The organism is Oceanicaulis sp. UBA6590, assembly GCF_002433705.1.
GTDB lineage: Bacteria > Pseudomonadota > Alphaproteobacteria > Caulobacterales > Maricaulaceae > Oceanicaulis.
Genome location: NZ_DJIQ01000006.1, coordinates 37,231 through 51,204 on the forward strand (window position 1 = coordinate 37,231; position 13,974 = coordinate 51,204).

Genomic DNA, 13,974 nt, shown 5'->3' on the forward strand with positions numbered 1-13,974 from the left:
GCTTTGCGCAGCCGTCACGCCGCGTTGCTGCCCCCGCGAACCCATTTGGCGAAGCGGGCGGCGGGCGAGGCTTTCACAAAGCGCTCGCAGAAGGCCTTCAAAAGGTTCGTATGCGCGTCCGCGTCTTCCTCGGCCTCGCTGACCTTGGTGTCCTCGAACTTCTTCTTCATCGCCGCCAGACGCTTGAGCTCGGCCTCGCCCTGCTGGTTGAGGTCGGCGTCCACCATGACGTCCTGAACCTTGATATGCACGCGCCAGAGCGGGTCGCCGATGGGCACGACGACCGTGCCGTTCTTCACCGCCACCGGAATGCGGATCATCGCTTCACGGTCATGGATCTTGATGGTGCGGATGCCGCCCTTGCGCGCCTCTTCAGGCGTAATGGTGATGTCATGCCGGCGCGGCGCGAACCGGCGCAGCACTTCATAAGCCTTCAGCATGCGCTGAAGCCTGGCCACAGTCTTGGCGTCGCCATCCTTGGCGGTGTCGGGGTGAACCTCCTTGATCACGTTGCGAAAGCGATCACGGACGACGGAGAAATCCTCGTCGCCCTCAAGGCCGAACACCTTGTACGCTTTGACTATCGCTTCGTGCGGCTCACTCATACTGTACAGAATAAACGGCTTTTATTGTCGAATCGTTGATCTCTAACGAGGCGTGACTAATTCAGGGTCAGCCCGCGATCGGGCCTGAGGAGCGTGCCATGAGCGACAAGTCCGTCATCCCGCCCAGCCCCAGCCAGCATGACTATGAACAGTCCGAGGCGAATCCGCCCGAAGACATCTTCGCGCGAGAGGACCCGTTCGCCCTGTTCGAGCACTGGCTCGAGGATGCGAAGGCGAAAGAGCCCAACGACCCCAATGCGGTCGCGCTGGCCACCGCGGATGAGGCGGGGTGTCCCGATGTGCGCATGGTGCTCCTGAAGGGCTTTGATGCGCGCGGCTTTGTCTTCTACACCAACACCGACAGCGCCAAGGGATTGCAGCTCGAGGCCAATCCCAATGCGGCCATGTGCTTTCACTGGAAGAGCCTGCGCCGCCAGATCCGGATTCGCGGCCCGATCAGCCAGGTCAGCGCTGAAGAGGCGGACGCCTATTTCAAGTCCCGCGCACGCGACAGCCGGATCGGCGCCTGGGCGTCCAAGCAGTCCCATGAACTGGAAAGCCGGTTCGCGCTGGAGAAGCGCGTCGCTCAGTACGCGGCGAAGTTCAATATCGGCGAAATTCCCCGCCCGGAGAACTGGACCGGATACCGGCTCGATCCGCAACGGATCGAATTCTGGCGCGATCGCGCCTTCCGCCTGCACGACCGGATGGTGTTCGAACGGACACAATCGCGTGAAACATGGTCGGTGAGCCGGCTCTATCCTTAAAACGGGGCGGGTGTCGGACTAGACTGCCATCACATCCATTCAGTGACGCTCGGGGCTTTGTCATGATTTCGGTTTTTCGCGCCATTCGGCATCTCGTGGTCGGTGTGACCGCGGCGCTCGCCATTTTCACACCGCTCTGGTTTGCGGCTGCAGGGCTGGGCACCCGCTTTGACTTCTGGAGCTATCGCTTCGGTCTGGGCGTGATGACGTTTGAATGGGGACCGCGCTTCCTGTTCGCCGCTCTGGGGGCGGGCGCTCTCAGCCTCGTGCTGCTGATCGTCTTCCGCTTCGTCTTCGGCAAGGCGAATGCGCCGGGCGCAGGCGGCTGGGTCGCGGCGGTGCTGGCCATCGCGGTTGGCGCAGGCGGGCTGGGCTACGCTGCGTCGGTGCGCGAATACGCGTCCACGATACCGCCCATTCATGACATCACCACCGACACCCAGAACCCGCCGCAATTCTCCGCGGCCCTGATCGACCGGCGGGGCCCGGACGCCAATTCGATCGATTACGCCAGCAAGATCGATCCGCGCTCCGAACGCCCGCTGCCCGAAGTGCAGGCCGAGGCCTATCCGCAGATCCAACCCATGACCTTCGCGGTCGAACCCGAGCTGGTTTACGAGGCGGCGCTGAACACGGCGCGTGATCTGGGATGGAAGATCGGCACGGATTCGCCCGAAGCGGGCCTGTTCGAAGCGACCGACACCACCTTCTGGTTCGGCTTCAAGGATGATGTCGTGGTGCGCGTGACCGCGCTCGAAGACGGCGGCAGCCGGGTCGACGCCCGCTCGGTCAGCCGGGTCGGCGTGTCCGATCTGGGCGCGAACGCCGCGCGTCTGGAACAGTTCGAAACGCGCCTGCGCAGCTCGCTGGGCGAGGGCGCCTAGGCGAACCGGTCAGGCGAGGGCGTAGCGGGTGTCCAGCCCCGGCGCGCCCTCGCAGACCGCCTTGCCCTGCTCCACCAGATGGATCATGTGCGCCAGCACCGAATGGGCCGCGGCCGGGTGCAAGCGCTTGTCCACATCGGCGTACATCACCGAGACCATCGCCTTGATGGTGGTCTGGCCGTTCTCGAGCTGTTTGAGCACCTGGGCCTCGCGGTTTTCACGGTGCGCGATATAGGCGTCCAGAAAGGGCTTCGTGTCGGTGATCTGGGGGCCGTGGGTGGGCCAGATCGTGTCGAAATCCATCAGCCGGATGCGCCGCAGCTGAGCCATGTAATCACTCATGGACCCATCGGGCGGGCTGACGACAGACGTGGACCAGCCCATCACATGATCGCCCGAGAACAGGGCGTTCTCCTCTTTCAGCGCATAGCACAGATGATTGGAGGTGTGCCCCGGGGTGTGGAGCGCCGTCAGCGTCCAGTCCGGACCGGTGAAGACGTCGCCATCCTCGATCTGCACATCCGGGCGGAAGCCCAGATCATCGCCCGCCTCCATGCGCACCTCGCCGCCTTCCGGTTCGGTGACCTTCGGCATGCGGCCATGGACCTTGCAGCCATGCTTTTGCGCCAGGGTGTGGGCGAGGGGGGAATGGTCGAGATGATGGTGGGTGACGAAGACATGGCTGACCCGCTCGCCCTTCAGGGCGGCGTCCAGCGCGGCCTCGTGTTCAGGCATGGCCGGACCGGGATCCAGAACGGCGACCTCGCCGGTCCCGATGATGAACACGCCGGTGCCGGTGAAGGTGAAACTGCCCGGATTGGGGGCGATGACCCGGCGGATGCGCGGGCTCATCCGGTCACAGCGCCCGTATTCGAAATCAAAGTCTCGCACGAAGGGGATGGCGCTCATATCAGGTCTCCACAGAGGTCAGGCGGGCGTCCACATGGGCGCGCAAGGCGTGCGCCAGCGTGCGGGTCGCCTTGAGTTTGTCCGCCATCGGCAGGGCGATGGGCGGGCCCATATCGGTCTTGTTCACATCCACGATCCACAGATCAGAGGTCTTGCGGTCGCGCAGGACGTCTATGCCGCCCCAGTCCAGGCGCATCCCGGCGCAGAAGCGGCGGATCAGGTCGCGTTCCTCGGGCGTGAAGACGGCGTCAGGATCCAGCAGGCGCACTTCGCTGTTGTGATTGGCGAAACGGTCTTCAAGGGGACGCCGCTTGAGAAACACGACCGGAACCTCGCCGCCCACCGTGGGGCAACGCAAATCCTCGACGCAGCCGTCTTCCGCGACATTGTCGATCAGGCGTTGATAGGCGAGACCGGGTTCGGGCGCGACCGGCCCGGTCAGCACGCGCCCGTCATGGGCGCCGTTGGTTTCAGACTTCACCGCCATCGGTCCGGCCCAGCGTGCGGGGTCCACGGCCAGGGCGCGTCCGCTGACGGCTTCAAACACGGCGGCGACCCGGGATTTGGAGGTGTCCAGGCAGTGCGCGTTCAGATGCGGGCGCGCAAAGGGGGCGGCTTCGGGGACACAGGTCACGTCCTCGAAGCTGAAGACCAGATCCGCCGCCTCGGGCGAGGCCGCCATCTGCAGGCCGGCCAGCTGCACGACCGGCCAGATCAGATACCATGGACGCGGCCGGTCCGGGGTGAACCACACTCGCGGCCCGTCTGACGGCACGGAGCGTCGCGCCAGTTCGATGCGGGCATGATAGCCGAGCCAGGCCACGCATTCAGAAACGATCCCGCCATCTATCGGGATGCGGGCGCCGGTCTTTCTGACCTGCACCACATGTCCGTCCAGATGAAAGTCGCGCCACCAGGCGGTCGTCGTCATAGAGCTGCCCCTCTCGATTCCGGTTACACGATACCGCGCCACCGGAGGGGCGCAATTCACGCCTGATCACACCGGCGCGCTTTTTGCGTCACGCTTTCGTGTCCGCCCTTGAGACGCCGCCGAGGACCGCCGCCATGACACGCCTGAACGCCGCCAGCGTTTTCGTCAGCCGCCGCATGCGCCTTCTGGTGATGGCGGCGGTGGTGATCGGGTGTCTCAAACTGGGACTCGAGCCGCCTGCGACCGGGCCGGTTCAGTCAGGACCGGTTCATGCGGGAGCGGATATCGTGCGTGATTCAAACGCTGAACGCGCTCAAAGTCCGGACAAAAACTGACCCGGCATAGACTATGTGTTCACAGAGAAGTTGTTGAAAAACAATTCTAAATGTTGCTGACTGCGGGTCGTCCTTGATCCGATAGAGTGTAACGCCCACAAAGCGGTCTTCATCCAGATGTCAAAAAGCGCCCCATGATCGGTTACATCGCCCGCCGTATTCTCGTTGCGATCCCCACCCTGCTGGTGATCATCACGCTGGCGTTCTTCATGATGCGCTTTGCGCCCGGCGGGCCGTTCGATCTTGAGCGTCCCATGCCGGAACAGACGCGTCAGAACCTGCTGGCGAGCTATGGCATGGACCAGCCGGTCGCCAAGCAATATCTCGATTATCTGGTCGATCTGGCGCAGTTCGATCTGGGCCCGTCGCTGAAATTCCGCGACAAGACCGTCGCCCAGATCATCTCCGAAGGCTTTCCGGTTTCCGCCACCGTGGGGCTTCTGTCCATGGCGCTGGCGGTGATTGTGGGCACCGCGCTCGGATCCATAGCCGCGCTCAGGCAAAACACGGCTGCAGATTACGGGGTGGTCGGCTTCGCCACAGTGGGCATCGTCATCCCGCCCTTTGTGGTGGGACCCATTCTGGCGCTGGTCATCGGCATCTATCTGGGCTGGCTGCCCTCGGGCGGTCTGGATCCAAGGCATGGCATGACGCTGGAGCGCCTGATCCTGCCGGTGGTGACCCTGGCCCTGCCGCAGATCGCCATCATCTCGCGCCTGATGCGGGCGAGCATGATCGAGGTGATCCGCTCCAACTTCATCCGCACCGCGCGCGCCAAGGGTCTGAGCCCGTTCGCGGTGATCACACGTCACGCCCTGCGCGCCGCGATCCTGCCGCTGGTGAGCTATCTGGGTCCGGCGACCGCTGCGCTGCTGACCGGCTCCATCGTCATCGAACAGGTCTTCTCCCTGCCGGGCGTCGGGCGACAGTTCGTCTTCGCCGCGCTGCAGCGCGACTATACCGTGGTGATGGGGGTCGTGATCCTCTACGCCAGCCTGATCATCCTTCTCAATCTGATTGCGGACCTGCTGTATGCGGTGCTCAATCCCAAAGTGAAGTTCGACTGATGGTTCTGACCTCCACGCCGCAAGAAAAAGCCGAGCTGATGGAACAGAGCGCCGTCAAGGGCCGCTCGCTCTGGGATGACGCGCGCACGCGCCTGCTGCGCAACAAGGCGGCGGTGGCCAGCCTGATCCTGCTGGGCGTTCTCGTCCTTCTGGCGCTGGTCGGCCCGCTGATTTGGGTGCACGACAGCACCTTCATCTATCGCGACAAGGTGCAGATCGCCCCGACCCTGACGGACCTGCACATATTCGGCACGGACGCCCAGGGGCGCGACCTGTTCGCCCGCGTGCTCGTGGGCTTGCGCATGTCCCTGATGGTGGGCGTGGTGGCGACCTTCGTGTCGCTGCTGATCGGGGTGACCTGGGGTGCGATCGCCGGCTTTGTCGGGGGCAAGCTCGACCAGCTGATGATGCGCGTGGTCGACATTCTGTATTCGCTGCCCTTCATCTTCTTCGTCATCATCCTGATGGTGGTGTTCGGGCGGAACATCATCCTCATCTTCGTCGCCATCGGGGCGGTGGAATGGCTGACCATGGCGCGGATCGTGCGCGGTCAGACCATTGCGCTCAAGAGCATGGAATTCGTCGAGGCGGCCCATGCCGCCGGCGTGTCCCAGGGCGCCATCATCCGCCGCCATATCGTGCCCAACGTGCTGGGACCGGTGGTGGTCTATGTGACGCTGACCATTCCGGTGGTGATCCTGGCGGAAAGCTTCCTGAGCTTCCTGGGCCTTGGCGTGCAGGAGCCGCTGACCTCGCTGGGCAATCTGATCTCGAACGGCGCGCGCGACATGGAAATCGCGCCCTGGACGCTGATCTTCCCCGCCCTGACCATGATGCTGACGCTGTTCTGCTTCAACTTCATCGGCGACGGTCTGCGCGACGCCATCGATCCCAAGGATCGATAGACCGCCCGGACAGACCCGGACATGCAAAAGCGGCGCTGGATCAGCGCCGCTTTTTTCTTGCGCCCCGTCCGGCTAGCGGATGCGTTCGGCGCGGAACCGGCGGCGGGTATTGCTGCTCAGGCTCATGAAATGGGCGCCCATCAGCCCGCTTTCGATCTCGGCGGTCAGACCATTGCGCACATCGCGGTCGGAAATCGTCGGCAGGCGGGTGGAATCGGTCTGGGCCCAGACCTGGCCGTTGGCGAGCGTGACGCGCAGCTTGCCGCGCACCCGCTCCACCGTCTCGACGGGCAGGCCGGTCAGAGCTTCCAGAGACCCTTCCGCGTTATAGGTGGCGATGCTGCCATCCTCGAAGGTCTCGCTGTCCGCCGCAGCGACCCGTTCGGCGTCCGACCCGCGCAGGAAAGCGCCCAGGCGCCCCATGCTGGGCAGGTTCAGACCAAAGCCCTCCCGCTCCACCTGCCGCAGCGCCTGGCGCTCGACCACCACCACCCGGCCGGCCTCGGTCGCCTGCGCCAGCGCGTCGAGCTGTTCGTCCTGACAGGCGAGCCGGGCCGCGTCATCGCCGATCGCGCGGCAGGCGAGCAGGCTGTTGAGGGTGTCGGAATCGGTGCGAACATCCTGCGCCAGGGCCGGAAAACCTGCGCCCAGCAGGACAAAAGCGGCGGCCAGCGGTCTCAGATGCATGTCTCGTGTCCGATTTTCACTTGAATTCTCACCCATTTCCCTAGGAAATTAAGAAGGCGTCAACCATAGCGCTTACATCACCCGGTGAATTGACTGGGCAAGGCAGCTAGGTTCAGCATCATCTCGACGCGATGATGCTATGGAACGCGGTCAATTGCACGCAGAAGCGAAAACAGATCTCTGGGGAGCCTGATCATAATGACCATCACTCGTAAGCTGAGCCTACTTCTAGCGGCAGGCGCATCCGCGCTCGCTCTCACCGCATGCGGAGGAGGCGGCGACAATGCTGACAGTGATCTGGTCGTGCTGCACCGGGGCAATGTGGCCGAACCGCTGACGCTCGACCCGCACAAGGCGTCGGGCACCTGGGAAAACAATATCATCGGCGACATGTTCATCGGCCTGTTCACCGAGAACGCCGCCGCCGAGCCGGTTCCGGGCATGGCGACCGACTGGGACGTCACCGAGGACGGGTTGAGCTGGACCTTCACCCTGCGCGACGCGGTGTGGAGCGATGGCGAGCCGGTCACGGCGTCTGACTTCGAATACGCCTTCCGCCGCATTCTCGACCCGGCGACCCTCGCGAACTACGCCTCGCTTCTGTACCCGATCCGCAATGCGCGTCTGGTCAATTCCGGCGAACTGCCGCCTGAAGAGCTGGGCGTCACCGCCATTGACGACCACACCCTGCGCATCGACCTGGAATTTCCGGCGCCCTATCTGCCGGGCCTTCTGACCCACTACACCACCTTCCCCGTGCCCCAGCACGTGGTGGAGCAGTATGGCGACGCCTGGGTCCAGCCGCAGAACATCGTCACCAATGGTCCCTACAAGCTGGTGAACTGGCGCGCGAACGACTTCGTGTATGTCGAGCGCAACCCGCTGTTCTGGGACAACGCCAATGTCTGCGTGGACGAGGTGTTCTACTATCCGACCGTGGACAATCCCGCCGCCGAGCGCCGCGTGCGCAATGGCGAGCTGGACCTGAACACCGAGTTCGCCGGCCAGAATCTCGAATTCCTGCAGCGTGAAATCCCGGACTATGTCCGCGTGCACCCCTATCTCGGCATCGTCTATTTTGCGTTCAACACCACCGAGCCGCCCTTCGACGATCCGCGCGTGCGCAATGCGCTGTCCATGGCGGTCGATCGCGACTTCATCGCCACCGACATCCTGCGCGCCGGCCAGATTCCGGCCTATTCCTTCGTGCCGCCAGGCGTGAACGGCTATCCGGGCGATGCGCGGGTGACCTGGGAGGAGATCCCGGTGGAAGAACGCCGCGAGATGGCGCGCGAGCTGCTGACCGAAGCGGGGTACGGCCCGAACAATCCGCTGCGCTTTGAATATTCCCACCGCACGACGGGCGACAATCCGCGAGTGGCGCCGGTGGTCCAGCAGGACTGGTCGCTGATCGCCGATTGGGTGCAGCCTGAAATCGTCGGCATCGAGACCCAGATCCACTACGCCAATCTGCGAGCCGGGGACTACACCCTGGGCGATGGCGGCTGGATCGGCGATTACAATGACGCCTACAACTTCCTGTTCCTGGGCGAGACGGATTCGGTGCCGATGAACTATGCGCGCTGGTCCAACCCCGAATATGACGCGCTGGTCGAGCAGGCCAACCGGACGCTGGACGCCGAGGAACGCGGCGACCTGCTGTCGGACGCCGAGCAGATCCTGCTCGACGAGAGCCCGTACATGCCGATCGTCTATTACGTGAACAAGGCGCTGGTGAACCCGAATGTCACGGGGTGGGAAGACAATCTGACCCACATTCACCGCACCCGTTATCTGTGCAAGGCTGACGCAGGCTAGACCGCGTCAGGGCTGGGGGGCGTGTGAGCGACAATTTTGATCCTTCGGCGCAAGTCGTCGCCGACCACGCCATCGCCATGGGAATTGCGGCCGGCCGCGGATCCGCGCGTCGCCGCCCCTCCCGCCCGGCCGTCCTGCGCGCGGACACTCCCGAGGGGGTGTGCGCCAATTGCGAGACCAGGCTGGAAGGCCCGGTCTGCCATATGTGCGGCCAGGTCGACGATGAATACCACCGTCCGGTCCGCGGCCTGTTCTCGGAAATCATCGAAGGGCTCTTCGCTCTGGACGGTCGCGTCGCCCGGACGATCCCGGCCTTGCTGCTGTTTCCGGGTCGCGTGACGCGGTCCTTCCTGAAGGGCCGGCGCATGCGCTACATGCCGCCCTTCCGGGTCTACATCATCGCCTCGCTGATCTTCTTCCTGCTCGTCCCGCTGAATTCGGGCTTCGATCAGGCGGCCAGCGACATGCGCGAAGGCTGGAACAACGCCGAGACCGGGCAGGAAGCGGCCGCCCGTGGCATGAATGAAGCGCGCGCCGCGATCGACGATCAGGTGGCGGCGGGCACAATGTCTGAAGAAGACGCCGAGCGTGCGCTGGCCACCTTCAACACGCTGGGCATGATGGGTGTGCGGCTCGGGGAAGAGGGGGAAGGCGCCGAGATCACCCATCTGACGCCCTATGGCCCCAAAATCCCCGGCGGGGCCGAGCGGCTCGACCCCCTTGAGAAGACGGCTGAAGCCGGATTCGCGCCTCCCGTCCCCGATCCGCTCGCCCTCAGCTTCGAGGACAAGCTCGCCCTGACGGAAAACCCGCCTGCCGAGGCGGGAGACATTGTCGTGACAGGGGCAGAGCCCATGACGGGCGAGGGGGGCGATGAGGGCAGCGGTCCGCTCGACCTGTCAGTGAACGGAGAGCGGATCGAACGCTTCTTCGCGCCGGAGGATTTCGGCGAGCCGGCGCCGCAGACGGTCTGGCCCCTGGAATTGCGCCGGTATCTGGGACAGCGCTTCGCCCATGTGGCCAACGATCCGGGAGACTGGCTGGAATCCGCGGTCGACTGGGTGCCGCGGGTCATGTTCGTGATGGTGCCGGTCTATGCGCTGCTGCTGGGCTTGGTCTATGCTTGGCGGCGCGGCTTCTATCTCTATGATCACATGATCGTATCGCTGCATTTTCATGCCGCGTTGTTCCTGTCCATGGCGATCCTGAGCAAGGCGAGTCTGCTGATCGGCGCGGGTTGGGCCACCTTCGCGATGATCTGCTATTCCAACGCCTATCTCTACAAGCTGCATCGCGTGGTCTATGAGCGCGGCCGCTTCCAGTCCGTCGTGCGCACGCTCGTCCTGACCATGATGTACGGCTTCGTGCTCATGCTGGGCCTGTTCGCCGTCTTCCTGCTGGGCGCGATCCTGGGCTAGCGGGGCGCCTCCTGCGGCGCGGTCAGGCTGGCCTCTTCAGCCTCCAGGCGAGACTGGGCGCGCAACAGCGCCTGAGCTTGCGGGCTCCGGATTAGCCGGTTCAGCGCGGCGGCGCTTTCCACCCCCTCGACGCTGACGCCCAGAAGGGCCTGCAGGGCCTCCAGCCCGTCGGGCCGGGCCGGGTATCGCTTCAGGCGCACCGGCTGGTTTGCGCTCAGACCGGCCAGCTCCCGGGCGCTGGCGAGCGCAGCGCCGAACCCGCCAATCTCGTCGACCAGGCCCAGCTCCAGCGCCTGACGACCGGTCCAGACCCGGCCCCGGGCAAGGGTCTGGATGCGCGCCAGCGGCAGGTCCCGCCCTTCAGCCGCCCTGCGGGTGAAATCCTCATAGACATCCTCGGCCAGCGCGCGATAGCCGGCCTCCTGGGCTTCGCTCCAGGGCTGGGAGACGGACTGGGCGAGGGCGTATTCGCCGCCCACATGCAGCGGCTCGAGATTGAGGCCGACCCGGCCCAGCGCCTCGTCAATCACGAACTTGCCGCCAAACATGCCGATCGACCCGGTCAGGGTGGAGGCGTTGGCGATGATCCGGTCAGCGGGCGCGGCGATGTAATACCCGCCCGACGCCGCCATCGCGCCCATCGAGGCGATCACGGGCGTGCCGGACTGGCGGGCGCGCATGACGGCGTCCCAGATCTGGTCAGAGGCGATGGGTGAGCCGCCGGGCGAATCGATCCGCAGGATGATGGCGGCCACGTCCGGGGCCCGGGCGGCGGCGTCGAGGGCGTCCGCGAGAGTGTCCCCGCCCACGCTGACAGCGCCGAACCCGGCCTCGGACGCGCCGGTGACAATGTCGCCCTGGGCTTCGATGAGGGCGATGACCGGCGCCTGCGGCGCGGCGGGCGGGGTCATCTGGCGGTGATAGACCGCAATCTCGACGAGGGAGGATCCGGACCCGGCCCGGTCGAGCACGCTCTGGCGGGCCTCGGCGGCATGTCCAAGCCGGTCGATCAGACCCAGATCCAGCGCCTCTTCCGCGGAATAGGGGCCCGCCTCGAGGCGGCTGCGCAGGGTTTCAACCTCCAGACCGCGCGCCGGGGCGATGGTTTCAAGCGCGACCTCATAGATCGAGCCCAGCCAGCTCAGCGTGGCTTCGCGATGGGCGTCGGTATACCCGTCCCGGGTCAGCGTATCGGCGGCGTTCTTGTATTCATGCAGCTGGATCATCTGCGGCTCCACGCCGAACTGCTCGAACAGGCCGCCCAGAAACAGGGTTTCGACCGCCAGGCCGACCGCCGTGAAGCTGGCGGTGTCCTGCATCCAGATCTCGTCGGCCCCGCCCACGGCCAGATAGGGCAGGACAGAGCCGCCCTCGAACCCCTGGGCATGCGCGATCACCGGCTTGCCGGCGTCCGACAGCGCCGCCAGAAGGGCGCTGATCTCCTCCGCCTGGGCGGCGGGCAGGCTCAGCGTGTTGGCGCGCACGAAGACGGCGGACACGCGCGAATCCGTCCGGGCGTGCTCGAGCGCCCGGGACAGCTCCACCATGGAAAGCGGTTCAGCGAAGGCGAAGGGAGATGCGGAGGGCTGGTCGAGCCGCGGCGTCCTGAGATCAAGGGTCAGGACCATATTGCGGCCCGGCGAGGTCAGGGCGGCGTCGCCGGCGTCTTCAAGCGCGGCGCCGATCAGTCCGCCGATCAGGAAAATCAGGAAAGTGATGCAGATCAGCGCGCCGGCGATCACGCCGACAATGGACCCGAAGACTGTAAGCCAGAACTGTTTCATGCCCGCCATGCAGGCCTGACCTGCATGCCCCCCTAGAACCTTGCCTGAACCTTAACGAAGCGTGAGTCGCGGGTCGACAGGGGCGGCGCCGGAGCGGGGCGGTTGCCGGGCCAGTGTGGCCCGCAGGCGACTCAGACGGTCAGGACAAACAAAAACGCGCCTTCCGAAGGAGGGCGCGCATGTCCTGTAAACAGGGCGGGAAATAGATGGTCGGAGTAGCAGGATTTGAACCTGCGACCCCTGCCTCCCGAAGACAGTGCTCTACCAGGCTGAGCTATACTCCGAACCGAGGCCGGGCTTATAGACCGAAGCCCCGGAAAAAGGCAATGATATCTTCGCAGCTGGAATGCAGCTGATGAAAGTGCAGCAGAGCCGTTGCATCCTGCCGCGGGCCGGGATAAATACCGCGGCCCGTGACCAAGCGGTCACCCGGTTGGGGCGTCGCCAAGTGGTAAGGCAGCGGTTTTTGGTACCGCCATTCCCAGGTTCGAATCCTGGCGCCCCAGCCAACCTTTTTCCTTGCTCCGTATGAGAATATTACGCCGCGTCGCGGTCGGATTCGCGTTGCCATTGGGCCACGCGAGGGCTCGGAACGTCACTCTTTCAGGCAATTGCAGTTAATGTCGCGGGCGATTTTCAAGCGCGCTCGAAACCGCGCCCGGAACTTGCGGGTGCGTCAAATCGCCTTTGATTCACAGGCGATTTCTGACGATCCGGTAATATGGAACATCGTCGTAAAACCATGATGGACCCTCGCTAGAAGCTTAAGCGGCGCCCGTTGGGGACAGGGGGCTTCGTGTTTGAGCGGTTGATTGGCGAACTCAGCCGGTGCTAGCGTTCAACCAAACTATAGAGACGGCGGACCACGCCGCGTTATCTGATGAGGGCGACGTCCCATGACGTCGGTCTCGTTTACTGTTTATTGGTCCCTGAGGTTCAGGGATCATCGCGCGGTGCGCCGCGGTATTTGTGTTTTGGGGGGCCGATGCCGTCGCGGAGACGATCGGCGCACCGATTAAGCGAGGGAAACGGAGCGCGCAGTCATTGTGATCGCGCCGGCTACTGTGAGGCAAAATATGTCCATGACGTTCAAAGGAATCCGCACGACGCTTGCGGCGAGCGCCGCCGCGCTCGTTGTTGCGGGCGCTGCGCATGCGCAGCTCGACCGAGCGCTTGAAGTGGCGCGTCAGTCCACTCAGGACGGCGCTCGCGCTCAGGAGCAGATCAACACGCTGGCGGACGCCGCCGACAACGCGGAACGCGAATATCTGGCGGTTCGTGAGCAGATCGAATCCCAGCGCGTGTTCATCGCGCAGCAGAACGTGTTCCTGCGCTCGCAGGAAAACGAGCTCGCCGGTCTGCAAAGCCAGCTCGAGCGCGTGGGCAACATCGAGGTCGACCTGGCCCCGATGATGCTCCAGATGTTCAACGAGCTGGAAGACTTCATCGCGTCGGACCTGCCGTTCCGTCTCGACCAGCGCACCCAGCGTCTGGACAACATTCGCGAAGTTCTGGGCGAGGCCAACGTGTCTCCGGCCGAGAAGTATCGCCTGCTGCTGAACGCTTTCGAGATTGAATCCGCGTACGGCCGTTCGCTGAACGCCTATTCGGAAGAAGTGCTCGTCGACGGCGTGCCGCAGGAAGCCAACATCCTGCAGATCGGCCGTGTGGCCATGATCCGTCAGGTTGGCGACGATCTCGCCATCATGACCCACGACAACCAGACTTGGCGTCCGGTTCCGTCCTCCATGGCGTCCAACGTTCAGCGCGCCTTCCGGATCGCGAACGAAGTGACCACCCCGGAAGTCTTCGAGGCCCCGCTGCCGGGCCCGACGGCGCAATAGTTTGAGACGGGAGATCCTTA

At 64.5% G+C, this 13,974-nt stretch carries 13 protein-coding genes and 2 tRNA genes; 9 read left to right on the forward strand and 6 right to left on the reverse strand.

Translation table 11 applies throughout. The features are described from left to right. Window positions 1–14 precede the first annotated feature (14 nt). On the reverse strand, window positions 15–605 hold the full coding sequence (locus B2Z70_RS01375) for a J domain-containing protein (protein WP_009803295.1): 591 nt from the start codon (window positions 603–605) through the stop codon (window positions 15–17). Between the two features lie 98 nt (window positions 606–703). Between B2Z70_RS01375 and pdxH the strand changes: the two genes are divergently transcribed. Together pdxH and B2Z70_RS01385 are read left to right on the forward strand one after the other, a co-directional pair. Continuing rightward, a complete protein-coding gene (gene pdxH / locus B2Z70_RS01380) occupies window positions 704–1,372 on the forward strand; it encodes a pyridoxamine 5'-phosphate oxidase (RefSeq protein WP_292980161.1) in 669 nt (222 codons plus the stop codon). A 62-nt stretch (window positions 1,373–1,434) separates the two neighbouring features. Continuing rightward, window positions 1,435–2,256: a DUF1499 domain-containing protein gene (locus B2Z70_RS01385; RefSeq protein ID WP_009803297.1), complete on the forward strand. Its 822-nt coding sequence runs from the start codon at window positions 1,435–1,437 to the stop codon at window positions 2,254–2,256. Window positions 2,257–2,265: 9 nt separating this feature from the next. On the opposite strand, the gene B2Z70_RS01390 is transcribed toward B2Z70_RS01385, so the two are convergent. Together B2Z70_RS01390 and B2Z70_RS01395 are read right to left on the reverse strand one after the other, a co-directional pair. Next, entirely contained in the window at window positions 2,266–3,165 is a 900-nt protein-coding gene (locus tag B2Z70_RS01390) for an MBL fold metallo-hydrolase (RefSeq protein WP_292980163.1), read from the reverse strand. A 1-nt stretch (window position 3,166) separates the two neighbouring features. Beyond that, window positions 3,167–4,096 (reverse strand): ATP-grasp domain-containing protein, encoded by a 930-nt coding sequence (locus B2Z70_RS01395; protein WP_292980165.1) that lies wholly within the window; start codon window positions 4,094–4,096, stop codon window positions 3,167–3,169. A 134-nt stretch (window positions 4,097–4,230) separates the two neighbouring features. Here B2Z70_RS01395 and B2Z70_RS01400 point away from each other — a divergent pair, with 134 nt between their 5' ends. The 3 genes from B2Z70_RS01400 to B2Z70_RS01410 all read left to right on the forward strand — a co-directional run bounded on the left by B2Z70_RS01400 (window position 4,231) and on the right by B2Z70_RS01410 (window position 6,403). Continuing rightward, window positions 4,231–4,431, forward strand: coding sequence for a hypothetical protein (locus B2Z70_RS01400; RefSeq protein WP_009803300.1), 201 nt, complete (start codon window positions 4,231–4,233; stop codon window positions 4,429–4,431). 134 nt (window positions 4,432–4,565) lie between these two features. Beyond that, entirely contained in the window at window positions 4,566–5,498 is a 933-nt protein-coding gene (locus tag B2Z70_RS01405; RefSeq protein ID WP_009803301.1) for an ABC transporter permease subunit, read from the forward strand. Beyond that, entirely contained in the window at window positions 5,498–6,403 is a 906-nt protein-coding gene (locus B2Z70_RS01410) for an ABC transporter permease subunit (protein ID WP_009803302.1), read from the forward strand. Before B2Z70_RS01405 ends, B2Z70_RS01410 begins: the two co-directional genes overlap by 1 nt. Before the next feature lie 72 nt (window positions 6,404–6,475). Here B2Z70_RS01410 and B2Z70_RS01415 read toward each other — a convergent pair whose 3' ends face one another. After that, entirely contained in the window at window positions 6,476–7,090 is a 615-nt protein-coding gene (locus B2Z70_RS01415) for a hypothetical protein (RefSeq protein ID WP_009803303.1), read from the reverse strand. Window positions 7,091–7,288: 198 nt separating this feature from the next. Between B2Z70_RS01415 and B2Z70_RS01420 the strand changes: the two genes are divergently transcribed. Together B2Z70_RS01420 and B2Z70_RS01425 are read left to right on the forward strand one after the other, a co-directional pair. Next, complete coding sequence (locus B2Z70_RS01420; protein ID WP_009803304.1) at window positions 7,289–8,908, forward strand: peptide ABC transporter substrate-binding protein; 1,620 nt, start codon at window positions 7,289–7,291, stop codon at window positions 8,906–8,908. A 23-nt stretch (window positions 8,909–8,931) separates the two neighbouring features. Beyond that, window positions 8,932–10,326 (forward strand): DUF3667 domain-containing protein, encoded by a 1,395-nt coding sequence (locus B2Z70_RS01425; protein WP_292980169.1) that lies wholly within the window; start codon window positions 8,932–8,934, stop codon window positions 10,324–10,326. Here B2Z70_RS01425 and B2Z70_RS01430 read toward each other — a convergent pair. Both B2Z70_RS01430 and B2Z70_RS01435 read right to left on the reverse strand, forming a co-directional pair. Then, complete coding sequence (locus B2Z70_RS01430) at window positions 10,323–12,110, reverse strand: S49 family peptidase (protein ID WP_292980171.1); 1,788 nt, start codon at window positions 12,108–12,110, stop codon at window positions 10,323–10,325. The two genes, B2Z70_RS01425 and B2Z70_RS01430, sit on opposite strands and share 4 nt — an antisense overlap. 207 nt (window positions 12,111–12,317) lie before the next feature. Beyond that, window positions 12,318–12,394, reverse strand: a tRNA-Pro gene (locus B2Z70_RS01435). A gap of 150 nt (window positions 12,395–12,544) precedes the next feature. Between B2Z70_RS01435 and B2Z70_RS01440 the strand changes: the two genes are divergently transcribed. After that, window positions 12,545–12,619 (forward strand) — tRNA-Gln (locus B2Z70_RS01440). Window positions 12,620–13,192: 573 nt separating this feature from the next. Then, on the forward strand, window positions 13,193–13,954 hold the full coding sequence (locus tag B2Z70_RS01445; protein WP_241760717.1) for a DUF3450 domain-containing protein: 762 nt from the start codon (window positions 13,193–13,195) through the stop codon (window positions 13,952–13,954). Window positions 13,955–13,974: the final 20 nt, after the last annotated feature.